This is a genomic window from Microbacterium sp. C5A9 (genome assembly GCF_022627955.1).
In the GTDB taxonomy this organism is placed as follows: domain Bacteria; phylum Actinomycetota; class Actinomycetes; order Actinomycetales; family Microbacteriaceae; genus Microbacterium.
In genome coordinates this window covers 50,386-74,406 of the sequence record NZ_JABXGD010000005.1, presented here as the reverse complement: position 1 = coordinate 74,406, position 24,021 = coordinate 50,386, and the positions used below count along the sequence as shown (strand labels likewise).

16 protein-coding genes are annotated in these 24,021 nt (G+C 71.0%); 10 read left to right on the top strand and 6 right to left on the bottom strand.

The window, feature by feature from the left end; genetic code table 11:
• Positions 1 to 121: 121 nt before the first annotated feature.
• The gene (locus HWD99_RS10605; protein ID WP_241796218.1) at positions 122 to 5,659 is read right to left on the bottom strand and encodes a DUF11 domain-containing protein; all 5,538 of its coding nucleotides are present in this window, start codon (positions 5,657 to 5,659) and stop codon (positions 122 to 124) included.
• Between the two features lie 182 nt (positions 5,660 to 5,841).
• Between HWD99_RS10605 and HWD99_RS10600 the strand changes: the two genes are divergently transcribed.
• The 3 genes from HWD99_RS10600 to HWD99_RS10590 are packed head-to-tail and all read left to right on the top strand — an operon-like array spanning position 5,842 to position 9,197.
• Positions 5,842 to 7,125: a M18 family aminopeptidase gene (locus HWD99_RS10600; protein WP_241796217.1), complete on the top strand. Its 1,284-nt coding sequence runs from the start codon at positions 5,842 to 5,844 to the stop codon at positions 7,123 to 7,125.
• 57 nt (positions 7,126 to 7,182) lie between these two features.
• The gene (locus HWD99_RS10595; RefSeq protein ID WP_241796216.1) at positions 7,183 to 8,628 is read left to right on the top strand and encodes a cytosine permease; all 1,446 of its coding nucleotides are present in this window, start codon (positions 7,183 to 7,185) and stop codon (positions 8,626 to 8,628) included.
• On the top strand, positions 8,625 to 9,197 hold the full coding sequence (locus HWD99_RS10590; protein ID WP_308220709.1) for an isochorismatase family protein: 573 nt from the start codon (positions 8,625 to 8,627) through the stop codon (positions 9,195 to 9,197). Before HWD99_RS10595 ends, HWD99_RS10590 begins: the two co-directional genes overlap by 4 nt.
• A gap of 7 nt (positions 9,198 to 9,204) precedes the next feature.
• On the opposite strand, the gene HWD99_RS10585 is transcribed toward HWD99_RS10590, so the two are convergent.
• Both HWD99_RS10585 and HWD99_RS10580 read right to left on the bottom strand, forming a co-directional pair.
• Complete coding sequence (locus tag HWD99_RS10585; RefSeq protein WP_241796215.1) at positions 9,205 to 10,995, bottom strand: ABC transporter ATP-binding protein; 1,791 nt, start codon at positions 10,993 to 10,995, stop codon at positions 9,205 to 9,207.
• Positions 10,992 to 12,656, bottom strand: a complete 1,665-nt coding sequence (locus tag HWD99_RS10580; RefSeq protein ID WP_241796214.1) for an ABC transporter ATP-binding protein — start codon at positions 12,654 to 12,656, stop codon at positions 10,992 to 10,994. Before HWD99_RS10580 ends, HWD99_RS10585 begins: the two co-directional genes overlap by 4 nt.
• 189 nt (positions 12,657 to 12,845) lie before the next feature.
• Here HWD99_RS10580 and HWD99_RS10575 point away from each other — a divergent pair, with 189 nt between their 5' ends.
• Positions 12,846 to 13,898, top strand: coding sequence for an alpha/beta hydrolase (locus HWD99_RS10575; protein ID WP_241796213.1), 1,053 nt, complete (start codon positions 12,846 to 12,848; stop codon positions 13,896 to 13,898).
• A 94-nt stretch (positions 13,899 to 13,992) separates the two neighbouring features.
• Here HWD99_RS10575 and HWD99_RS10570 read toward each other — a convergent pair whose 3' ends face one another.
• On the bottom strand, positions 13,993 to 15,366 hold the full coding sequence (locus HWD99_RS10570; RefSeq protein WP_241796212.1) for an aminotransferase class V-fold PLP-dependent enzyme: 1,374 nt from the start codon (positions 15,364 to 15,366) through the stop codon (positions 13,993 to 13,995).
• A 9-nt stretch (positions 15,367 to 15,375) separates the two neighbouring features.
• The gene (locus HWD99_RS10565) at positions 15,376 to 16,044 is read right to left on the bottom strand and encodes a TetR/AcrR family transcriptional regulator (protein ID WP_241796211.1); all 669 of its coding nucleotides are present in this window, start codon (positions 16,042 to 16,044) and stop codon (positions 15,376 to 15,378) included.
• A gap of 89 nt (positions 16,045 to 16,133) precedes the next feature.
• Here HWD99_RS10565 and HWD99_RS10560 point away from each other — a divergent pair, with 89 nt between their 5' ends.
• The 6 genes from HWD99_RS10560 to HWD99_RS10535 all read left to right on the top strand — a co-directional run bounded on the left by HWD99_RS10560 (position 16,134) and on the right by HWD99_RS10535 (position 22,955).
• Positions 16,134 to 17,174: an agmatine/peptidylarginine deiminase gene (locus HWD99_RS10560; RefSeq protein WP_241796210.1), complete on the top strand. Its 1,041-nt coding sequence runs from the start codon at positions 16,134 to 16,136 to the stop codon at positions 17,172 to 17,174.
• Positions 17,171 to 18,886, top strand: a complete 1,716-nt coding sequence (locus HWD99_RS10555) for an amidase (RefSeq protein ID WP_241796209.1) — start codon at positions 17,171 to 17,173, stop codon at positions 18,884 to 18,886. Before HWD99_RS10560 ends, HWD99_RS10555 begins: the two co-directional genes overlap by 4 nt.
• A gap of 96 nt (positions 18,887 to 18,982) precedes the next feature.
• Positions 18,983 to 19,837 (top strand): tryptophan 2,3-dioxygenase, encoded by an 855-nt coding sequence (locus HWD99_RS10550; RefSeq protein WP_241796208.1) that lies wholly within the window; start codon positions 18,983 to 18,985, stop codon positions 19,835 to 19,837.
• The gene (locus tag HWD99_RS10545) at positions 19,837 to 20,850 is read left to right on the top strand and encodes a hydrolase (RefSeq protein ID WP_241796207.1); all 1,014 of its coding nucleotides are present in this window, start codon (positions 19,837 to 19,839) and stop codon (positions 20,848 to 20,850) included. The genes HWD99_RS10550 and HWD99_RS10545 overlap by 1 nt, the downstream gene beginning before the upstream one ends.
• Position 20,851: 1 nt before the next feature.
• Positions 20,852 to 22,123: a kynureninase gene (locus tag HWD99_RS10540; protein ID WP_241796206.1), complete on the top strand. Its 1,272-nt coding sequence runs from the start codon at positions 20,852 to 20,854 to the stop codon at positions 22,121 to 22,123.
• Positions 22,113 to 22,955: a PaaX family transcriptional regulator C-terminal domain-containing protein gene (locus HWD99_RS10535; RefSeq protein ID WP_241796205.1), complete on the top strand. Its 843-nt coding sequence runs from the start codon at positions 22,113 to 22,115 to the stop codon at positions 22,953 to 22,955. Before HWD99_RS10540 ends, HWD99_RS10535 begins: the two co-directional genes overlap by 11 nt.
• On the opposite strand, the gene HWD99_RS10530 is transcribed toward HWD99_RS10535, so the two are convergent.
• Positions 22,930 to 23,931, bottom strand: a complete 1,002-nt coding sequence (locus HWD99_RS10530) for a LacI family DNA-binding transcriptional regulator (RefSeq protein WP_241796204.1) — start codon at positions 23,929 to 23,931, stop codon at positions 22,930 to 22,932. The genes HWD99_RS10535 and HWD99_RS10530 overlap by 26 nt on opposite strands.
• Positions 23,932 to 24,021: the final 90 nt, after the last annotated feature.

The window sequence follows — 24,021 nt, the reverse complement described above, 5'->3', positions numbered from 1 at the left end:
CGCACTCGAAGAAGTGCACGCGTGCCCCGGAACCCTAGGCGCTATCGAGACCGACGATAGACGATGCAGGTGTCCGGCCGGTGAACGGCGGACACCTGCATCGTCATGGCGGCGGAACGCGTCAGGCGGCGACCTCGCGGCGTCGGATGCGCGAGATCAGCAGCACGAGACCGCCGATCGCGAGCAGAGCCAGCGCCCACCCGAGTCCTGTGATGAGGCCGCCGGTGGTCGCCAGCACGTCGAGCTCGACGGTCGCGGTGGCCGCACCCGAGACGACGATGCCTCCCGCGCTCGCTGTCACGGTCGCGACGTTCACCACCTTGCCGCTCGCGATGTCGGCCGCGGTGAGCGTGTAGGCGATGGGACCGCACTCCGCCGTGTCACCGGGTGCCAGTGCGGGGATCTCGCAGTCGAGCTGCCCACCGAGCATCGGGTCGTCGACCGACGCCGACGTCACCGTCCGTGACCCCGTGTTCGTCACGGTGAAGCGGAACCGCACGGTGTCGCCCGCATCCATCGTGCCGGTGCCGTTGGTGTCGGCATACTCGCCGCCGGTCTTCGCCAGGGCGATCGCGGGCTGCGCGTCGAGCGGCGTGGTCACGGTGACCTCGACGGACGGCGGGACTGTTCCCGTCCCGGTTCCCGTGGCCGTCGCCGTGTTGACGATCTCGCCGGCGTCGATCTCGGCCTGCGTGAGCACCGCCGCGGGCCCCTCGCACACGATCGCCTCTCCGGGGGAGAGTTCGGTCGTGTCGCAGACGACCGCGCCGTCGAGCCGGGGGTCCTCGACCGCGATGTCGCTCAGGGTCGTGGTTCCCGTGTTCGTGACGGTGAACGTGTAGGCGATGGTGTCGCCGGCATCCGTCCGCCCGCTTCCGTTCGCGTCGACGACCGCAGCCGCCGACTTGAGAAGGGTGAGCGCGTCGGTGCCGATCACCGTCACGTCGGCCTGGGCGGAGTCCGTGACCTCGCCGCCGACCGACTGCGCGGCGATCGTCGCCGTGTTGCGCACGATGCCGGCATCGACGTCGCCCTGCGCGAGCACATAGTCGACCGGACCGCAGTCGACCGTCTCACCCGGGGCGAGAGCGAGGTCGGACAGAGCGGGGCAGTCCACGACTCCGCCGAGCAGCGGGTCGTCGAGCACCAGGGCGGTCAGCGCGATCGTGCCGGAGTTGCGGATCGTGAACGTGTAGCCGATCGTGTCACCCGCTCCGATCATCCCGTCGCCGTTCGCGTCCACCGGAGCACCCGGGGTCTTCGTCAGCTCGACACCCGGAGTCCCTGCCAGCACGACGTCGACGGAGGACTCGTCCCCCACGCCGCCGAGCGGACTCGTACCGGCGACGGTCGCGGTGTTCGTGCGGCCGCCGTTCTCGATGTCCTCCTGGGTGAGCAGGTAGGTGAAGGGCCCGCAGTCCAGCGCCTCACCGACGGTGAGCGTGCCGACGGTGCACAGTGCGCCGTCACCCAGCAGCGGATCGACGACGGTCACGTCGCTCAGCGTCGTGGTGCCGGTGTTGCGTGCGCGGAAGGTGTACTCGACCGTGTCACCGGCACCGACGACGCCGTCGCCGTTCGCGTCCTGCACCTGGCCGACGCTCTTCCGCAGCTCGACGCCGGCGGTGCGGTCGATGTCCGCCGAGACGGATGCGGTGTCGGACACGGTTCCCACGGGTGCATCCGCCGTGACCGTGGCGGTGTTGCGGACGATGCCCTCGTCGATGTCCCCCTGGGTCAGGGTGTGATCGACGGGAGCGCAATCCACGGACTGCCCCGGCGCGAGGGAGATCCCGTCGAGGGCCGCGCACGGGACCGCCCCGCCGAGCAGCGGGTCGGAGATCTGCGCGTTCGTCAGCGTGGTCGTGCCGCTGTTCGTGACGGTGAAGCCGTAGGCGATGGTGTCGCCCGCGCTCGCTGCACCGTCGCCGTCGGCATCCACCACGGCGCTCGCGGACTTCGTCAGCACGATGCCGTTCACGGCAGGCACGAGCACGGTGGCCTCGGCGTCGTCGGATGCCGGGCCCTGAGCGGACTCCGCGGCCACCGACGCCTCGTTGCGCACCGTCGCCGCGTCGAGGTCCTGCTGCGTGAGCACGTGCTCGACCGGCCCGCAGACGACCTCGTCGCCCGGGGCGAGAGGAGTCTCGAGGGCCGCACAGGTGAGCGCGCCGCCGAGCATCGGGTCGGTGATCGCCGCCGACGTCAGGGTCACGTCACCGGTGTTGCTCACCGTGAAGGTGTACGCGACCGTGTCCCCGGCGTCGATGCGCCCTGAGCCGTTGGCGTCGACCGGGGCCGAGACCTCCTTCAGGAGCGCGACCTGCGGGGTGCCCGACACCGGCACCTCCACCGTCGAGGAGTTGTCCGACCCGTCGGGGTCCGGCGTCGTCGAGGTCACGGTCGCGGTGTTCGCCAGCGTGGCGTCGGCGAGCGCGGGATCCACCGTGCCGCTCACCGTGGCGGTGAACGTCGCGCCGAGCGCCAGCTCACCGACCTGGCAGTCGAGCTGTCCGCCCGTGATCGCGCAATCCTCGGTCGGCGTGGTCGCGTCGAGCAGACCGGCCGGCAGGGCATCGGAGACCGCGACGTCGGATGCCGCCCCGGGGCCGTCGTTCGTGACGACGATCGTGTACGTGATCGCCCCGTTCAGCGGAGCGGGCGACACCGAGCTGGTCTTCACGATCGAGAGGTCCGCCGACGGGGTGACCGTGACCGGAGTCGTGTCGGTGTTGTCGGTCGGGTCGGGGTCGGGCGTCGGCGAGGTCACCGTTGCCGTGTTCTCCGGCGCGCCGATGCCCGTGGCCCGTGCCGTCACCTCGAGGGTGGCGGTGTCACCCGGAAGCAGGGTTCCGACGGTCCACTGCTGGTCGGCCTCCGACCACGTCCCGGTCGACGGGGTCGCGGCGATGATCGCGAGCCCCGCGGGTGCGGCCTCGGACACGACGACGCCCGCCGCAGCAGACGGCCCGTCGTTGCGCACGGTGATGACGAAGCTCGCCTGGCCGCCCAGGGGGACGCTCGGAGTCGAGGTCGTCTTCTCGACGCTCACATCGGCGCTCGGGGTCAGATCGACGCCCACGGTCGACGTGTTGTTGCCATCCGTGGGATCGGGGGTCGCCGACGTGGTCGTCGCCGTGTTCTCGATGCGCCCGGTGGCGGTCGCGCTCCAGGTTCCGACGATGTCGACGGTCACGGTCGCCGATGGCGCGAGGTCGCCCACCGTGCACGAGACCGTTCCCGCACTGATCAGGCAGCCGGCGTCGCTCGTCGACTCTGCGGTGAAGTCGGCGGGCAGGGTGTCGGTGAGGGTCACGGCACGCGCGACCGACGGGCCGTTGTTGGTCACCGCGAGGGAGTACGTGAACGCGCTCCCCGGCGTACCGGTGGCCGGTGCCGTCTTCGCGATGCCGAGGTCGGCGCTCTGCACGATCTCGACCTCGGCGGAGTCGGAGTTGTCCGTCGTGTCGATGTCCTGCGCCGGCGACGCGATCGACGCGGTGTTGATCACGGTGCCGGCCGGTGCGTCGGGTGAGACGACCGTCGACACCACGATCTCGGCGGTGGCCTCGTTCACCAGCGTCGCCCAGGTGCAGCGGACCGCGGCGTCGGTGAACGAGCAGTCGGCGCCTGCAGGGGTCGTGACGCCGGTCACGGTGAAGCCGGCGGGCACGGTGTCGTCGAGCACCGCGTTGACGGCATCCGAGTCGCCGTCGTTGGTGACGGTGATGGTGAAGTCGACCGTGCCTCCGGCGGCGACCTGGGTCACCGACGGCGTCTTGGTCACTGCGAGGTCGGCGACGACGTCGGGCTGGAAGCTCGTCGACGTGACGTTGTTCGTCGGGTCGGGATCGGGAGTGCTGCTCGTGACGCTCGCCGAGTTCTGCACGACGGCAGCGCCCGAGGCGATCGTGACGACGATGGTCGTGGTCACCACGGCACCCGGAGCCAGCGTGCCGAGGTCGCAGTCGACGATGCCCGTCGTCCCGGGGTCCGCGCACGTGCCCTGGTCGGTCGAGACGCTCACGAAAGCGGTGTCGGGATCGAGCGGATCGGTCAGGCGCACGTCTCGCGCCTCGGAGGGGCCGTCGTTACGCGTGATCAGCGTGTAGGTGACGTTCTGCCCGGCGATGGGCGTGGCCGGAGCATACGACTTGGTCACCGACACATCGGCGGAGGTCTCGAGCGTGCCGACCGCGTTCGCCGTGTTGTTCGCCGGGTCCGGATCGGTCCTCGATCCCGTGACGGAGGCGTTGTTCGCCAGTCCGTCTCCCGGGCTGAAGGACGGTGAGACCGTGCCTGTCACGGTGATGGTCTCGCTCGCGCCGACCGCGAGGTCGGGGAGCGCGCAGCTGATCGACCCGCCGACGGTGCACGTGCCCGCGCTCGACGTGGCGGTCGCGCCGGTCAGTCCGCCCGGGACGGCGTCGTTCACCGTCACCCCCGTGCCGACCTGCGGTCCGTTGTTCGTCACCGCGATCGTGAAGGTCGCCGGCTCTCCCGCGACGAGCGGGCTGGTGTCCAGGGTCTTCGTGATCGCGAGGTCGGCGGCCGGGTTCACCGGCGTCTGCGTCTCCTGGCTGATCGAGGTGCGGTTCTGGTTCACGACCGCATCGCGGAAGGCGACGCGCGCCTCGTTGAGCACGACTCCGTCCGCGGCCGAGGTGTTCACCTTGGCGTCGAAGGTGTACGTCGTGCTCGCGCCCACGCCGATCGATCCGCCGGCAGTCGCCGTGCCGCTGTCGCCGAGACGCACCCTGACGGTGCGGTCGCCCGCGGTGTAGTCACCGCGATCGTCGTTCGCGGGGTCGGTCAGTGCTCCCGCGCCGGGGCCCGAGACGATGCGGATCGAGCCGGGGACGAAGTCGATGCCCGACGCCAGCTGATCGGCCGACACCGACTCGAGAGCGGGGTTTCCGCCGTCGTTGCGCGTGGTGACGGTGTACCGCAGCACGTCGCCGACCTCGGCCGTGGTTCCGCCGCGGGTGAGGTTGGCGACCGTCTTCGACGTGATGAGACACGGTCCCGTTCCGAAGGTGATGTCGTCGAGGAAGTTGCCCTGCGAGGCGCCGCCGGTCGCGCTGACGGCCTCGAAGGCGAAGCGGGTCGTGGTCTGTCCGGCAGGCACGGTGTACGTGCCCGTATGGGTGCCCCACGCGGCGGTTCCGTCGGTGAGGTTCGGACCGTTCTGCACGAGTGCGCCCGAGGGCGATCCGATCAGCACGCGCATCACGTCGGTGCCGCTGCGCCCCCGGTGCTTGAGCGACCACGAGAGCGTCTGGCCGGGCGTCGTCGCGACGTCTTGGAAGAGGCGGCTCGCGCTGTTCGCGTTCAGCTCGGCGAACTGCCGTCCGGCGGCGGACGGCACCCCGAGGAAGCCGCTGCTCCAGATCTCGATCTGGTTCTGGCTGTCATTGGTCGACCAGCCGGGCACCTGCGCCTGAGGGATCAGCTGATACGTGGCGTTCCCGATCGTCGGAGCCTCGAATCCGCCGTTCGTCAGCGCGACGGTGTTCTGGCAGACCGTCGGATCCTGGGCTGCTGCCGCCGGAAGCGGCGCGACCGTCTCGGTCACCACGGTGAGTCCGACCGCGAGCAGCACTGCGGCGGTCGCTCCCGCGATGGCGCGACGGATGGACGAGTGAGCGTGTGCAGACACAGCTGTCCTCTTGTTTCTCCCCGGAGGTCTCCCCGCACCGTTCCGAACGATGCACCTCTGAGCCGACCCTAGCGACGACGTTCCGACACGAACACCCCCGGAATCGGGGCCGATACCGGATCGATACCGGAATATCGGGGCCCCGATTACGATCGAAGAACCGCATCAGCAGGAAGGTCGCCATGCCCGTCACCCCGGACGCTCTCGCCCACGCCGAGGATCTCGCCGACTTCGTCGCCGCCTCGCCCTCGAGCTATCACGCCGCCGCCGAGGTGGCGCGGCGCCTGGAGGATGCCGGTTTCGGGCGCCTCGCCGAGGAGGACGCGTGGGACCTCACCCCGGGCGGACGATACGTCGTCGTCCGCGACGGCGCGGCCATCGCCTGGACGATTCCGGCGGATGCGGTCGCCACGACACCCGCGCACGTGTTCGGTGCGCACACCGACTCCCCCGGGTTCAAGCTCAAGCCGCAGCCGACCACCGGTTCGAGGGGTTGGCTGCAGGCGGCCGTCGAGGTCTACGGCGGACCGCTGCTGAACTCCTGGCTCGACCGCGAGCTGCGCCTCGCCGGACGTCTGGCGCTCGCAGACGGTCGGGTCGTGCTCGCCGACACCGGTGCGATGCTGCGCCTCCCCCAGCTCGCGGTGCACCTGGACCGCGAGGCGAACACCGGACTCGCCCTCGACAAGCAGTACCAGACGCAGCCGGTCTGGGGTCTGGGCGACCCGTCGCAGGCCGACATCCTGGCCGAGCTCGCGGAGTCGGCCGATGTCTCGGCATCCGACATCCGCGGCTACGACGTCGTCATCGCCGATACCGCGCGCGGTGCCGTGTTCGGCAAGGACGACGCGTTCTTCGCCTCGGGCCGTCTCGACGACCTCGCCTCGGTGCACGCCGGGGTGGTGGCGCTGGCGGCCGCCGACGTCGCGGAGGGCGCACCGATCGCCGTGCTCGCCGCCTTCGACCACGAGGAGCTCGGCTCGAACTCGCGCTCCGGCGCGGCGGGACCGTTCCTCGAGGACGTCCTCGGGCGCATCTACGACGGGCTCGGCGCCGATGCGTCGGAGCGTCGGCGCGCGCTGTCGTCGTCCTGGTGCCTCTCGAGCGACGTCGGGCACTCGGTGCACCCGAACTACGCCCACAAGCACGACCCCGTGGTGCAGCCCGTGCTCGGCTCGGGACCGATCCTCAAGCTCAACGCCAACCAGCGGTATGCGACGGATGCGGTCGGCTCCGCCGCCTGGCGCCGCTGGTGCGACACCGCCGACGTCGTCACGCAGGAGTTCGTGTCGAACAACACGGTGCCCTGCGGCTCGACGATCGGCCCGATCACGGCGACGCGCCTCGGCATCCGCACGGTCGACGTCGGCATCCCGATCCTCTCGATGCACTCGGCGCGGGAGCTCGCGGGCGTCTCGGACCTGCACGACCTGACCCGCGTCGCGGGAGCGTTCTTCGCCGGCTGAGCTCGACGACGCTCGCGCAGCGCCCCTGCACGGCCCGCGCAGTGCCAGGATGAGGGCATGACGGACATCAAGCCTGCTCTCATCGAGCGCGCGGGCATCGAGATCATCCCCGAATCCGAGCGCACCGCGAAGCCGCGCGACCTCTTCTGGCCGTGGTTCGCGGCGAACGTGTCGGTGTTCGGCATGTCGTACGGGTCGTTCGTGCTGGGCTTCGGCATCTCGTTCTGGCAGGCGACGATCGTGTCGGTCGTCGGCATCGTCGTGTCGTTCCTGCTGTGCGGGTTGATCGCCATCGCAGGCAAGCGCGGTTCGGCGCCGACCATGGTGCTGTCCCGCGCCGCCTTCGGCGTGCAGGGGCAGAAGGTGCCCGGTATCGTCTCGTGGCTGACCTCGATCGGCTGGGAGACGTTCCTCGCGATCATGGCCGTGCTCGCGACCGCGACCGTCATCACGCAGCTCGGCGGCGACGGCGAGAGCATCGCGCTGAAGATCACCGCGACCGTCATCGTCGCGGCGCTCATCGTGGCGGCCTCGGTGCTCGGGTATCACACGATCATGAAGCTGCAGTCGGTCCTCACCTGGGTCACCGGTGCCGTGACGATCCTGTACATCGTGCTCGCCGCCCCGAGCATCGATCTCGCCGCCGTCATGGCGCGCCCCGACGGGGGTCTCGGACAGGTGATCGGGGCACTCGTGATGGTCATGACCGGGTTCGGGCTCGGCTGGATCAACATCGCCGCCGACTGGTCGCGCTATCAGAAGCGCACGGCCTCCGACGGCGCGATCGTCGCCTGGAACACGATCGGCGGTTCGATCGCGCCCGTCCTCCTCGTCGTCTTCGGTCTGCTGCTCGCCGGATCCGACGACGAGCTCAGTGCCGCGATCGCCGCCGACCCGATCGGCGCTCTCGCCACGATCCTGCCCCTCTGGGTGCTCGTGCCGTTCCTCCTCACCGCGGTGCTCGCGCTGGTCTCCGGCGCGGTGCTCGGCATCTACTCGTCGGGCCTCACTCTGCTCAGCCTCGGCATCCGCATCCCGCGTCCCTCGGCCGCCGCGATCGACGGGGTGATCCTGACCATCGGCACGATCTACGTCGTGTTCTTCTCGACCGACTTCCTCGGTCCGTTCCAGAGCTTCCTCATCACGCTCGGAGTTCCGCTCGCGTCCTGGGCGGGCATCCTGATCGCCGACATCCTGCGCCGCAGGAAGGACTACGACGACGAGGCCCTGTTCGACAGCCGCGGCCGCTACGGCGCCTGGGACTGGACCTCGATCGGCACGATGGTCGTCGCGAGCGTGATCGGCTGGGGCTTCGTGCTCAACGGCTTCGCGGATGCGGCACCGTGGAACAACTGGCAGGGCTACCTGCTCGGACTCGTCGGCGGCGTCGACGGCGACTGGGCGTACGCGAACCTCGGGGTGTTCTTCGCGCTGGTCCTGTCGTTCGTGGTCACCTGGTTCGCGCGGGCGGGGAAGATCCGCCGGCAGGAGGCGACCGCGTGACCCGCGCCCGTGCGGCCTCGGTGGCGGAGGCGTGGCTGGTCGTGATCGACCCGCAGGCGATCTTCGCCTCACCGGACTCGGCATGGGGCTCGCCCTTCTTCGGCGACGCGATGCCGAAGATCCGCGAGCTGGCCGAGAGCTTCGGCGACCGGGTGCTGGTCACCCGCTGGATGCCGACCGCCGACCGTGCGACCTCATGGGGCCCGTACTTCGCGGCCTGGCCGTTCGCCGACCGGCCGCCGACGGATCCGCTGTTCGACCTCGTGCCCGAGGCGGTCGATCTCTCCCCGCATCCGACGCTCGACCTGCCGACTTTCGGCAAGTGGGGTCCGCAGATCGAGGCCGTCGTGGGCCGCGGGGCGCATGTCGTGCTGGCCGGCGTCTCGACGGACTGCTGTGTCATCTCGACCGCCCTCGCCGCGGCCGACGCCGGGGCGCACGTCACGGTCGCAGCCGACGCGTGTGCGGGGTCGACCGCCGAGAACCACGCGGCCGCCATGCAGGTGATGGGCCTGTATCCGCCGCAGATCACGATCAGCGACACGGCCGGAGTGCGGGCGGGGCGCTGACGCGGCCTCACCAGGCCGTCCAGGCCTCCCACAGCTCGGCGTAGGGGCCGGGCGTCGCCACGAGTTCGGCGTGCGATCCCGACTGCACGATGCGCCCGTCTCTCATCACGAGGATCCGGTCGGCGGTGGCCGCCTGACTCAGCCGGTGCGCGATCACGATGCCGGTGCGATCGCCGATCGCCCCCAGCGATGCGAGGTCGAGCACCTCCGAGTCCGCCGACCCCGCCTCGGCCGTCGCCTCGTCGAGGATCACGACGGATGCCGCCGACAGCGCCACCCGCACGAGGGCGAGGTGCTGGGCCTGCCCGGGTGTGAGCGGGTGCCCTGCCTCACCGATCTCGGTGTCGAGGCCGTCGGGGAGGCGGAGCATCCAGTCGGCGCCGAGCTGCGCGATCACGGCCCGCATCCGCGCATCGTCGGCATCGCTGAAGAGGGCCAGGTCGTCGCGCACGGTGCCCGCGAAGACGTGGGGCTCCTGACTGAGCATCACCACGGCGTCGCGAAGATCGTGCGGATGCCACTGCTCGATGTCGACCCCGTCGTGCCGCACCTCTCCGTCATCGACCGGCAGCGCGCCGGCGAGCACGCGGGCGAGCGTCGTCTTGCCCGCCCCGCTCGCGCCCACGATCGCGATCCGCTCGCCCGGAGCGATCGAGAGCGACACCGCGTCGAGGTCGCGCCGATCGGCGCGGTGGCCGAAGCTCAGCCCGTCGACCTCGATCGTCCCCGGCAGCACCCCGCGCCCCGCGGCATCCGCACCCTCCGCACCCTCGGACCGGCGCGCACCCGCGGACCGGCGCGCGCCCTCGCGCTCGGGCGGAGTCGGCAGTCCGATCACGCCGAACAGGCGCGCGAGGCTGGCCCCGGCATCCTGCAGGTCGTCGATCCGGTAGAGCAGGCTGCCCATCGGACCGAAGAGTCCGAGGAAGTACAGTGCCGCCGCGGTCGCGGCCCCCAGTTCGACCTCGCCGCCGGTGACGAGCAGGTAGCCGACCGTGAGCACCGCGGCGAGGCCGACGAGCTCGGCGCCGTTGAGGAACACGTTGAAGTCGTTGCGCACGCGGGTCGCCCGCACCTCGAGCGCGATGGCGTCTTCGCTCGATTCCGCGATCCGCGCGAGGTGCTGCTCCTCGGTGCGCAGGGCACGCACCGTGTCGACTCCGCGCACGGCCTCGATCGTGCGCTGACCGCGCTCGGCGACCACGACCCTGTGGTCGCGGTAGACCGGCGCCGAGCGGCGCAGGAACCAGCGCAGCGAGAAGTACTGGATGGGCGCGACGAGCAGGGCGGCGAGCGCGAAGCGCCAGTCCATCAGCCCCATGCCGAGCAGGCTCAGCACGATGCTGAAGAACGCGGTGAGGAAGGCGGGCAGAGCATCTTCCACGACCTGCCCCACGGCCCGGACGTCACCCGAGAGCCGGGCCACGAGGTCTCCCGTCCCTGCCCGTTCGATGCGGGCGGAGGGCTGTGCGAGCGCGGTGCGGAAAGCGTGCTCGCGCACGTCGCGCACGGTCCCCTGACCGAGCCGGGCGAGAAGCACCCTGCCCGCCCAGGTCAGCACGGCGCCGACCGCGATCGACCCCGCCAGTGCGAGCCCGAACGGCAGCAGTGCAGCCCCACCCGAGACGATGTCGTCGACCATCAGCCCGATGATCCAGGGGGCCAGGAGCGCGGCGCCGACACCCGCGCACAGCGTCACGACGGCGGCGACGCAGAGTCCGCGTCGGCGACCGAGGGCGGCGGCGAGTCCCCGTGCCGTCTCACGACGCGGGGCGATCGGGAGCCTGTCGTCGGTCATGCGTCGGCTCCCCGGAGATCGTGCACGCGATGGCAGCTCGACAGCAGCGACGCACGATCGGTGAGGAGCACGATCGTCCGCCCCTCGGCGGCCAGACCGGCGGCGACCTGCGCCTCGGTGATCGGATCGATCGCGGTCGTCGGCTCGTGCAGCACGACCAGTCGCTGCGGCTGGTGCAGGGCGCGCGCGAGCAGGAGGCGCTGACGCTGACCTCCCGACAGCCGCAGACCCCGCTCCCCCACCTTCTCGTCGAGACCGTCGGGCAGTCGCTCGATGACCTCGTCGAACGCGGATGCCGCGAGACGGGCGTGGTCGATCTCCGCCGCGATGTTCTCGGCGGCCGATCCGGTGAACACGGCCGCATCGTGCGGCGGTGCGAAGACCTCGGCTCGGAGCCCTTCGTGCCCCAGATTCACGGCGTCGCGCTCGCCGATCACGAGCTCTCCGGGCGCGGGTTCGCGCAGCCCGCCGAACAGGCGGGCGAGATCGACGATGCGCTCGGGATCCGCGCGGATGCCGGTGACGCGGCCTGCGGGGATCTCGAGCGGCTCTCCGTCGACGGTGAGGCGGGCGACGATGTCCGCAGGGTCCGTCGGGGTGGCAGGGTTCGTCGGGGCGGCAGGGTTCGTCGGGGCGGCAGGGTTCGTCGGGGTGGCGGGGATCGGCTCGGCGGCGGGGAGCGTCGGGGCCGGCCCGGCGAGAGCATCCGTCGCCGCGCCGGCCTCGGCGGTGAACTCCGCGATGCGGGTCGCCGAGCCGTGCTTCGACGCGATCTGCGCCGGCAGGTAGCCGAGCGCCTGCAGCGGGCCCCGGATCGTCTGGGCGAGGCCCATCGCCGTCACGAAACCGCCGATCGTGATCACGCCGTCGAGCGCGAGACGCCCGCCGAGCACCGCGATGCCGGTGAACACGAGTCCGCTGACGAGGATGTTCAGCGCGGTGAGCCCGGCGGCCGCCTTCTCGGCGCGATAGGCGGCCTCGGCGGCGACGGCGCTCTCGGTGACGTAGCGATCGGCCGCACGCGATGCGCCGCCGAGCGCGCCGAGAACCCGGAGCCCGGTGGCGAAGTCGGTGCTCACGGCATCGAGCTTCGCCGCCCGCTTCTGCGCCTCATAGCCGCGGCGCCGCAGCCCTCCGCTGACCGCGTTGACGACGAGCGCCTGCACCAGTGTGCCGATCACGACCGCGATCGCCAGCGGCCAGGCGATCACGAGCAGCGTGATGCAGGCGGTGAGCACCGCGGTCGCCGCGGCCGCCTGCTCGGCGATGACCCAGAAGAAGCCCGCCGTCTCGCCCGCATCCGACGACGAGATGGTCAGCACCTCGCCGGCCGGGCGTCGGGTGCGCCGGCGCAGCGCGAGTCCGAGGATGCCCTGACGCAGCGCGTGCTCACCCTGCGCGTAGGCCTTGGTGCCGGCCCTGCCGCCCACCTGCCACGAGCAGATCAGCACCGCGAAGACCACGACGAGGAAGGCCAGCGCCCACCCCAGAGCCACCGGGTCTCCGGGCGCGATCGCGCGATCGATCACCACTCCGACCGCGACGGGGACCATCACCTCGGCCAGCTGATGACCGCAGAATCCGACGATCGAGAGCGTGGAGCGCGCCCGGCGTCCCCGGCCCCAGACCCCCTCGCGGAAGACCTCCCCGACGGTCGTCACAGCGAGGCGGGTTGCGGGCGCGCGGACGAGGACATCAGAAGCTCCAGGGGATGATCGGGCGAACACGACGGTGTCGAGCCCTCGTGTTTCACCGTAGGCGATCGTGATGTCGCGCAGAGGCCAGGTGGTGCCTGCCTCCCGCCGGAGTCACCGGAATGCTGCCAGGATGAGGCGCGGAGAGGGGTTTCCATGACCACGAGTGCGCCCGAGGGCGAGACCGCCCGTCCGCTGAGGATTCGTCGTCCGTGGCACCGCACGAAGGTCGCGCTCGGCCTCATCGTCGCCGTCACCGCCGTGATCGCCCTCGTCGGCGCGCTCACACCGTGGCCCTCCGCCATGCTGATCCGCGCGGTGTTCACGAAGGGCGGCGACGAGACCGCCGCCGAGATGGACAAGCATGTGCCCGACACGGCGCTCACCGAGCAGCTCGATGTCGCCTACGCCGACGGCGGCGCCGACACCACGATGGACGTCTTCTCACCGGCATCCGCCACCGGCCCCCTCCCGACGGTGGTCTGGATCCACGGCGGCGCCTGGATCTCGGGGGCGAAGGAGAACGTCGACCCGTACATGCGCATCCTCGCGGCCGAGGGGTTCACGACCATCGCGGTGAACTACACGATCGGCCCGGAGGGCGTGTATCCGCTCGCGGTGCATCAGCTCAACGACGCACTCGCCTACATCGATGCGCATGCCGACGAGCTGGGCGTCGACCCCGACCGGATCGTGCTCGCGGGCGATTCCGCCGGTGGCCAGCTCGCCAGTCAGATGGCGACGCTGATGACGAGTGCCGACTACGCCGACATCATGGGCATCACCCCCGCGCTGAGGGATGACCAGGTGGTGGCGACCGTGCTCAACTGCGGCGTCTACGACCTCGCGGCCCTCGCCGCCCTCGACGGGGTGGTCGGCTGGGGCCTCAAGACCTCGATGTGGGCGTACTCGGGCACCAAGACGTGGGCCGAGGACTCGACCGGCGCGACGATGTCGACGATCGACTGGGTGACGGCCGACTTCCCGCCGACCTACATCTCGGGCGGCAACGGCGATGGGCTCACCTGGCTGCAGTCCATTCCGATGGCGAAGCGGCTGGACGAGCTCGGCGTAGACGTCACCACGCTCTTCTGGCCGGCGCCGCATGAGCCGGCGCTGCCGCATGAGTACCAGTTCCATCTGGACATGCCCGACGCGCAGACCGCGCTGCAGAAGACGATCGACTTCGTGAACGCGCACACGACGTGAACGCGCACACGACGTGAACGCGCACACGACGCGCTGAGCGCGCTCAGCCGGCGGGCAGCTCAGCTCAGCTCAGCTCAGCTCAGCTCAGCTCAGCTCAGCGCATGGTGTCGAGGATGCCGACGAGGTCGTCGAAGGTCGTGAGCGGGTTGAGGATCGCGAAGCGCGTGTTCGGTCGCCCCCGGTGCGAGCTCGGCACGACGAACGCGCGCTGCGAGTCGAGCAGCTCGTCGGACCAGCGGTCGTAGTCCTCGCGCTGCCACCCCTCGCGCTCGAACACCACGACCGACAGCTGCGGGTCGCGCACGAGGCGCAGTTCGGGACGGTCGGCGATCTCGGCGGCGATCCGCCGGGTGAGGGCGAGCGTCGCGCTCACGGCGTCGCGGTAGGCCGTCACCCCGTAGGTCGCGAGCGAGAACCACAGCGGTAGCCCGCGCGGGCGTCGCGTGAGCTGGATCGAGTAGTCCGACGGGCTGAAGTCGCCCGCGTCGGTGAGGGTGTCGAGGTATTCGGCGTGCTGCGTGTGCGCGCGGCGGCCCGCATCGGGGTCGCGGTAGATGAGCGCACAGCAGTCGAACGGCGCGAACAGCCATTTGTGCGGATCGACGATCACCGAGTCCGCGCGCTCGACGCCGGAGAAGATCGCGCGCGCCTCGGGAGCCAGCATCGCGGTGAGCCCGTAGGCACCGTCGATGTGCAGCCAGAAGTCGAACTCGTCCTTGAGCGCGGCGATGCCCGCGATGTCGTCGACGATGCCGAAGTTCGTCGATCCGCCGGTCGCCACGACCGCGCAGATCTCGTCGCCGTGCTCGCGCAGCGCCTCACGCACGGCATCTGCGCGCAGCACGCCGTCGTCACCGGCGGGCACGAGCAGCACATCGGCATCCATGACCTTCGCGGCCGACTTGTTCGACGAGTGCGCCTCGACGCTGCACACGATCTTCCAGCGCCGCGGGAGATCCTTGCCCGCCTCGAGCAGCTTCGCCTTCGCCGACTCGCGGGCCGCGACCAGCGCCGAGAGGTTGCCGATCGTGCCGCCCTGCACGAACACTCCCCCGGCCGTGTCGGGGAGGCCGAACTCGGACGCGAGGAACGAGAGCACCTCGTTCTCGGCGTGGACGGCGCCTGCTCCTTCGAGCCAGCTGCCGCCATAGAGCCCCGATGCCGACACGACGAGGTCGAACGCGATCGAGGCGATCGTCGGCGCGGTGGGGATGAACGACAGGTACGACGGATGGCTCGTCGTCAGGCACGCGGGGGCGAGGATGTGCTCGAAGACGCTCAGGGCGCGCTGCGATCCGAGCCCGGAATCCGTGATCGTGGTGCCGACCAGCCGGTTGAGCTCGGCGGGCGACTGGGGTTTGTCGAGCGGCACGTCGGCGGCGAGCATCCGTCGTCGCGAGTAGTCGAGCACGGCATCGACGATCGCCGTCGATTCGGCCGATGCCGCGTGCATGCGTTCTGCTCCCATGAGCTGTCCTTACCTGTGGGTTCCTGCGAGCTGTGTGGGCGTGGGCGCGGCCTCGACGGGGACGTCGAGCACGGCCGAGAGAGTGCGGCGGGCGAGATCGGCCCGATCGCGCGGCGCCCAGTGCACGAGCGAGTGCGCGCTCATGCCGTCGACCATGGCGAGCAGCATCCATGCCGAGGAGGCGGGGTCGATCGGCGCCTCGGGGCGGCCGTGCAGCGCCGGGTCCTCGGCGATCGCGCGGGCGATGAGGTCTTCGAGGGCGCTGTGCCACAGGTCCATCTCGGCACGGACCCGCGCGCCGAGCGCCTCGTTGCGCGCACCCAGCGCCCACGACTGCACCCACACCATCGCCACGTCGTCACGCGAGTCGTCGAGCAGCGTCTCGATCAGGCGCAGCAGGTTCGTGCGCAGGTCGACGCCGGGGTCGTACGACGCGATGACCTCGTCACGCTCGGCCGCGACGATGGTGGTGAACACCTCGGCGACGAACGACTCCATCACGGGACGGTAATGCGCGACGAGAGCAGGGGTGACGCCGACGCGCGCGGCGATCGCCCGCACCGTGAGGGCTTCGAGACCGCTCTCGGTCGCCAGCGTGACCGCACCGCGGAGGATCGAGCGCTCGCGCTCTTCCGGGGGCAGCCGGCGAGGCGCTGCGGCTCTTGACGTGTTCTCCATCACGGGCTACCGTAGCACTCGTTGGACACGTGTTCAATAGCGATCACGAATCCTCATCCGTGAGGTCGCGAGCAGCGAGGGAGACAATCATGGCCTGGCACATGCCCGCCGAGACCGCACCGCACGACCGCACCTGGATGGCGTTCCCCGCCGAGGGGCCGACCCTCGGCGAGACCGCCGCCGAGCGCGACGAGGGCTACGCCACCTGGGCCGCCGTGGCCCACGCGGTCGCCGAGTTCGAGCCCGTCACGATGATCGTCGACCCCGCAGAGATCACGCGCGCCCGACGCATGCTGACCGGGGCGATCGACATCGTCGAGGCGCCCGTCGACGAGTTCTGGATGCGCGATTCGGGCCCGACCTTCGTGATCGACGACGAGCGCCCCGGTGTGCTCGGAGCGGTCGACTGGATCTTCAACGGCTGGGGCGCACCGGCCTGGGCGCAGTGGCAGAAGGCGGCTCAGCACGCGCGCATCATCGCGGGCGCCGTGGGTGCCGAGCTCGTGAGCTCGACGCTCGTCAACGAGGGTGGCGGCATCCACGTCGACGGCGAGGGCACCGTGCTGCTCACCGACACCGTGCAGCTCGACCCGCGGCGCAACCCCTTCGCCGACAGGCAGCGGGTCGAGGCCGAGATGGCCCGCACGATCGGCGCCACGAAGGCCGTCTGGCTGCCCCGTGGGCTCACGCGCGACTACGACGACTTCGGCACGAACGGACACGTCGACATCGTCGCCACCCTCGTGTCCCCCGGGCGCCTGCTGCTGCACGATCAGCAGGATCCCGAGCACCCCGATCACGCCGTGACGCGCGAACTGCGGGCGCACCTCGCCGAGCAGACGGATGCCGCGGGCCGCCGCTTCGACATCATCGACCTGCCCGCACCCGCGACCCTGCGCGACGCCGAGGGATTCGTCGACTGGAGCTACGTCAACCACCTCGTGACGAACGACGGCGTGGTCGCGTGCGGGTTCGGAGACGAGCGGGCGGATGCCGCGGCCCGGGACATCCTCGCCGACGTCTATCCCGGTCGCCGCGTGGTCACGGTCGATGCACGCCCGCTGTTCGACCGCGGCGGCGGCATCCACTGCATCACCCAGCAGCAGCCGAGCGTGGCGGTGCACTCGTGATCGACGTCGTCGAGGCATCCATCGCCGACCTGCGGCGAGCGCTCGAGACCGGCGCAGCCACGGCGGTCGGGCTCGTCGATGCGTACCTCGCTCGCATCGCCGCCTACGACCGCGCCGACACCGAGACGGCACTGAACGCGGTCGTGGTGTCGAATCCGGAGGCCCGCGCGGAGGCGGAGGCATCAGATGCCCGTCGCGCGCGCGGCGAGACGCTCGGGCCGCTCGACGGCATCCCGTACACCGCGAAGGACAGCTACCTGGTGCGCGGACTCACGGCCGCCGCCGGCAGCCCCGCCTTCGCCGACCTCATCGCGCAGCGCGACGCCTTCACGATCGAACGGCTGCGTGCGGGTGGGGCGATCTGCCTGGGCCTGACGAACATGCCTCCGATGGCCAACGGCGGCATGCAGCGCGGTGTCTATGGCCGCGCCGAGAGCCCCTACAACGCCGACTACCTCACCGCCCCCTTCGCCTCCGGGTCGTCGAACGGCTCGGGCACGGCGACCGCCGCGAGCTTCGCCGCCTTCGGGCTGGGCGAGGAGACGTGGTCGAGCGGGCGGGGTCCCGCCACGAACAACGCGCTGTGCGCCTACACGCCCTCGCGCGGTGTGATCTCGACCCGCGGCAACTGGCCGCTCGTCCCGACGATGGATGTCGTCGTGCCGCACACCCGCTCGATGGCCGACCTGGTCGAGGTGCTCGACGTGATCGTCGCCGACGACCCCGAGGTGCGCGGCGACTTCTGGCGCGCGCAGCCGTGGGTGACGCTGCCGTCGGCGTCCGAGGTGCGCCCCGAGTCGTATCGGGCGCTGCTCGACGACGCGGGTTTCGCTCTCCGCGGCGCGCGCATCGGCATCCCGCGCCTGTACATCAACGCCGATCCGGAGGCCGGCACAGCCGAGGACCCCGGCATCGGCGGCCCGACCGGCCAGCGCATCGAGACGCGCGCCTCGGTGATCGCCCGCTGGGAAGCTGCGCGCCGAGACCTCGAGGCCGCCGGCGCGACGGTGGTCGAGGTCGACTTCCCCGTGGTGTCGAACTACGAGGGCGACCGCCCGGGCGCACCCACCATCGCGACCCGCGGACTCGTGTCGCCCGAGTACCTGCACCGCGAGATCGTCGACCTGTCGGCGTGGGGGTGGGAGGACTTCCTGCAGGCGAACGGCGACCCGCGGCTGAACACCCTCGCCGCGGTCGACGGGGCGACGATCTTCCCGCATCCCGACGGCGCACTCCCCGACCGCTACACGGGCTTCGACGACGACATCGCCGAGTACCCGGGCTGGGTGCGCGACAACCCGGGCGTCGGATTCGAGGACATGCCCGAGCTCCCCGACGGCCTGCGCGGACTCGAGGAGACCCGTCGCGTCGACCTCGAGGAGTGGATGGACGCGCACGAGCTCGACGCCGTCGTCTTCCCGGCCGTCGCCGATGTGGGGCCCGCCGACATGGACGTGAACGAGGCGTCCGCCGACCTCGGCTGGCGCAACGGCACCTGGATCGCGAACGGCAACCTGACCGTGCGGCACCTGGGCATCCCGACCGTCACCGTGCCGATGGGGCTGATGGCCGACATCGGCATGCCGATCGGCCTGACGTTCGCGGGGCGCGCCTACGACGACTCGACGCTGCTGCGGCTCGCGGCCGGCTTCGAGGCGATCGGAGCGCCCGGCCAGCGCCGCACGCCTCCCCCGCGCACGCCGAGGCTCTGAGCCGGATCGTCCCTTCCACACCGCAACATTTCACTATTGTGACGCTCGACACGATTGTTATATGTTCGTCCTGTCCCCCACGACAGGAAGCGACCCATGAGCACCGAGAAGAACGAGCGCGAGCTCGAGGCCGGCATCGTCACCGACCTGGCCGGACGCATGACCTACGGGTCGTATCTGTCGCTCGACCAGCTGCTCACCGCGCAGAACCCGGTCAGCGTGCCCGAACACCACGACGAGCTGCTGTTCATCATCCAGCACCAGACCACCGAGCTCTGGCTCAAGCAGCTGCTGCATGAGCTGTCCTCCGCCCGCGAACTGCTCGCGAGCGACGATCTGCGCGAGGCCCTGAAGCGGGTCGCGCGCGTCAAGCGCATCCAGGACGTGATGACGCAGCAGTGGTCGATCCTCGCCACGCTCACCCCCACCGAGTACGCGCAGTTCCGCGGTGCGCTCGGCAACTCCTCGGGCTTCCAGTCGGTGCAGTACCGCGCCGTCGAGTTCGCCCTCGGCAACAAGAACGAGAAGATGCTCAGCGTCTTCAGCGATCACCCGGCGAACCTCGCTCTGCTGACCGCCGAGTGGAACACCCCCACCCTCTACGACGAGTTCCTGCGCTATGCGTCGCGTCGCGGCCTGCCGATCCCGGCCGAGATCCTCGACCGCGACGTGCGCCTCCCCTACCGGGAGACGCCCGCGCTCGTGCCGGCGATCCGCGAGATCTACCAGAACCACCAGCAGCACTGGGACCTCTACGAGGCGTGTGAAGACCTCGTCGACCTCGAGGACAACTTCCAGTTCTGGCGCTTCCGCCACCTGAAGACCGTCGCCCGCACGATCGGCATGAAGGTCGGCACCGGCGGCTCGAGCGGAGTCGGATTCCTGCAGCGCGCACTCGACCTCACGTTCTTCCCCGAGCTGTACACCGTGCGCACCGAGATCGGCGGCTGATGCGCGCGGCGACGTTCTTCGACGGCGAGGGATGGCGCGACGGCGTCATCGAGCTCGTCGACGGACGGATGCTGCTGCGCGACGAGGCCCCTGCCGCCGATCTGCCGCGACTCGACGGTGTCGTCGTCGGCGGGTTCACCGATCACCACGTGCACCTGCAGCTCGTCGACCACGCGCTGCTGCACCGGTCGACGCTCGGTCGCGTAATCGACCTCGGCGCGAATCCGGCAACGATCGCCGAGCTCGCGGCGGTCATGAGCATGGCCGAGATGAGCACGGCCGAGATGAGCACCGCCAAGACGTCCGTGGTCGCCGTGGAGTTCGCCGGCGCGTTCCTCGCCCCGGTCGGCGGATACCCGAGCGACCGCGACTGGGCGCCCGCGGGCTCGTTCCGCGAGATCGCCGACGCCGCGGCGGCCGAGCGCGCCGTGGCCGAGATGGCGGATGCCGGAGCATCCTGCCTGAAGGTCACGAGCAACAGCACCGCCGGTCCCGTCTTCGCGGACGACCTGTTCCGGGCGATCGTGGACGCCGGCAGGGCCCGGGAGCTCGCTGTCGTCGCCCACGCCGAAGGCCCGGGTCAGGCACAGCGAGCGGCCGGGCTCGGCGCCGCATCCCTCGCTCACGCGCCCTTCACCGAGCGTCTCGACGATGCCGAGATCGCCGCCCAGGCGGCTTCCGTCTCGTGGATCTCGACGCTCGCGATCCACGACGGCGGCACCCGCTCCACCGCCGTCGACAACGTCCGCCGCTTCCACGCGGCCGGCGGCACCGTGCTCTACGGCACCGACATGGGCAACGGACCCACGCCGGTCGGGCTGAACCCGGCCGAGCTGGCCGCCCTGCGCGACGCTGGCGTCACCGGCACCGACCTGCTGCGAGCGCTCGCCCCGCAGGATCCGCTCGATCGCGCATCCCTGCTCCTGCTGCTGCCCGGTACCGACACGGATCCTGGCACCGGCCCCGACCCCTCTCACGCCCGCCCGCTGACCAGCGCCGATCTGAAGGCATGACATGACCGACTCCGCCGACACGAACGACACCGCCCGCACCGACGCAACCGCCGCCACGCTCCTCGAGACGGCGCGCGCCCTCGATGCCGCCGACCCCCTGCGCGCGCACCTCGACGCCTTCGCGGAGGCACCCGGCGTCGGCGCGTATCTCGACGGCAACTCGCTCGGCCGTCCGCTGCGCGACATCCCCGAGAAGATCGCCGCCTTCGTGCGCGACGACTGGGGCACCCGGCTGATCCGGTCGTGGGATGAGCAGTGGATGGCGCTGCCGATGGAGCTCGGCGATCGCATCGGCCGCGTCACGCTCGGCGCCGCCGCCGGCCAGACCGTCGTCGCCGACTCCACGAGCGTCCTGATCTACAAGCTGATGCGGGCTGCCGCGACTGCCGACCCGACCCGCACCGAGCTCGTGATCGAGGCGGGCAACTTCCCGACCGACCGCTTCCTGGCCGAGGGCGTCGCCGCCGAGACCGGCATGACCGTGCGCTGGATCGCACCCGATCCGGTGCACGGGGTGCAGGTCGCCGACGTGGTCGCCGCGATCTCCGAGAAGACCGCGCTCGTCTCTCTCAGCCACGTCGACTACCGATCCGGCGCGCTCGCGGACATGCCCGCGATCACCGACGCCGTGCACGCGGTCGGCGCGCTGATGATGTGGGATCTCTGCCACTCCGCCGGCCTCATCCCGATGCAGCTCGACGAGTGGGGTGTCGACATGGCGGTCGGCTGCACCTACAAGTACCTGAACGGCGGCCCGGGCTCCCCTGCGTTCGCGTACCTGCGGCGCGAGCACCAGGGCGTGCTGCGCCAGCCGATCCAGGGCTGGTGGAGCGCCGCCGACATCTTCGCGATGGGGCCGGAGTACGCGCCGGCGGGCGACATCCGTCAGCTCCTCAGCGGCACGCCCCCGGTGACCTCGATGCTGGCGATGCAGGGGATGCTCGATCTGATCGAGCAGGCGGGCATCGACGGGGTCCGGGCGAAGGCCACGTCGCTCACCGACTTCGCCGTGCGCGCCCACGACGCACTGCTCGCGCCTCTCGACGTGCGGCTGCTCAGCCCCCGCGACGCCCGGCTCCGCGGCGGTCATGTCACGATCGGCCACCCCGAGTTCCGCGCGGTGACGCAGCGGCTGTGGGCCGACGGCATCATCCCCGACTTCCGCTTCCCCGACGGCATCCGCCTGGGTCTCTCCCCCCTCAGCACCTCGCACGTCGAGACGCTCACCGGGGTGCTCGCGGTGCGCGATGCGCTGGCGTCGCATGACCGCTGACACCGGCGACACCGCAGGCGCCGTGCTCGACGACATCGATGCGCGGCCCGGCAGCACCGCCTCCCTGCTGCGCACCCTGATCGGGCTGTATCTGCGCCCGCTCGGGGGATGGATCTCGGCGGCCGATCTGGTGGCACTCGCGGGCGACCTCGGAATCCCGACGGCGCAGGCGCGCACCGGCATCACCCGACTCAAGCAGAAGGGGCTGCTGATCGCCGAGCGCCGGCACGCGGTCGGCTATCGGCTGAACCCGGACGCCGTCACGATGCTCGAACGCGGAGATCGCCGCATCTTCGCGATGCGCGAGATGACGGATGTCGACAGCTGGTGTCTCATCTCGTTCTCGATCCCCGAGAGCGCCCGCAGCGTGCGCCATCAGCTGCGTCGCCGCCTGCAGTGGATCGGCGCGGGGGTCGTGTCGCCCGCGCTGTGGATCTGCCCCGGTCATCTGCAGAGCGAGGTGCACGACATCGTCGCCGATCTCGACGCCCGCGCCTGGGTGACGCTGTTCTCGGCCGGCACACCCGTCACGGCGCGCCCGCTGCCCGAGACCGCCGCGGAGTGGTGGGACCTCGACGCGCTGCGCGACGAGCACCTGGTCTTCCAGCGCGCACTGACCACGCTGCCCGACGAGCCGTTCGCGGCTCATGTGCGACTAATCGACAGCTGGCGCGTGCTGCCCTACATCGACCCGGGCCTCCCGCCGTCGATGCTCCCCGCCGACTGGCCGGGTGGGCGCAGCTTCGCCGAGTTCGCGCGTCTCTCGCAGAGGCTGGCCGATGCCGCCTGGCAGCACGTGCGCGCGGTCACCGGGGCGGGGCAGCCGTCGTAGCCCGCACGATGAGTCTCGTCGGCAGGATCACGTTCATCTCGTCGATCTCGCCGCCCGAGAGCAGCGTGACGACCATGTCGGCCGCCACCGCCCCGAGTCGACGCATCGGCTGCTGGATGGTGGTCAGCGGCAGCGCGCGCCTGGTCGCCTCGGGCACGTCGTCGAACCCCACGACCGAGAGGTCGGCCGGCACCCGCAGCCCGAGCTGATGCGCGACGTCGACCACGGCGATCGCGGAGAGATCGTTCGCGGCGAAGACGGCTGTCGGGCGCGAGTCGCCGCCGAGCATGACCCGTGCCGACTCGCGGGTCGCCTCGAGCTCGTAGCGACCGATGCCGATCAGCGCGGGGTCGACGGGGATGCCCGCGTCGGTGAGGGCTCGCCGGTAGCCGGCATCCCGCAGCCCCGCCGAGCGCAGGTCGGGTCGGCCGGCGAGGAAGCCGATGCGCCGATGCCCCAGTTCGATCAGGTGTCGGGTGGCGGCGAGCGCTCCCCCGAAGCTGTCGGATTCGACCGTGGGCAGATCGGCGCGCCCGGTGTGGGGGTCGACGGCGACGACGGGGATCTCGGTGCCGGCGTTCACGACCGTCGGGGTCACCATGATCGCCGCGTCGATCAGCGTGCCGGAGAGCCGACTGAGCGACCGACGCTCCCACCCGTCGCTCGCTCCGTGATGCGACCCCGCGTAGGCCAGCAGGTCGAAGCCCGTGTCGTGCATGGCCGCGCCGACCCCTTTGAGGATCTCGGCGCTGAACGGCTCGAAGTCGGCCAGGAGCACGCCGATTACACCGGTGCGCCGGGCGCGCATGCTGCTCGCGACCAGGCTCGACTCATAGCCGAGGTCCTTGACGGCGTCGAGCACGCGCTGCACCGTGGCATCCGCGATCCCGTACCGCCCGTTGACAGCCTTCGAGACCGTCGACACCGAGACGCCCGCCGCTCGCGCGACGTCGTGGATCGTGGTGCGACTCCCCATGAGACGCCAGCGTAGTTCTGCGGACGCGGGGACGGAAACTGTTTTCGAAAACGTTTGACGATCGTCGGCGGCGACAGAAGACTGCATCCC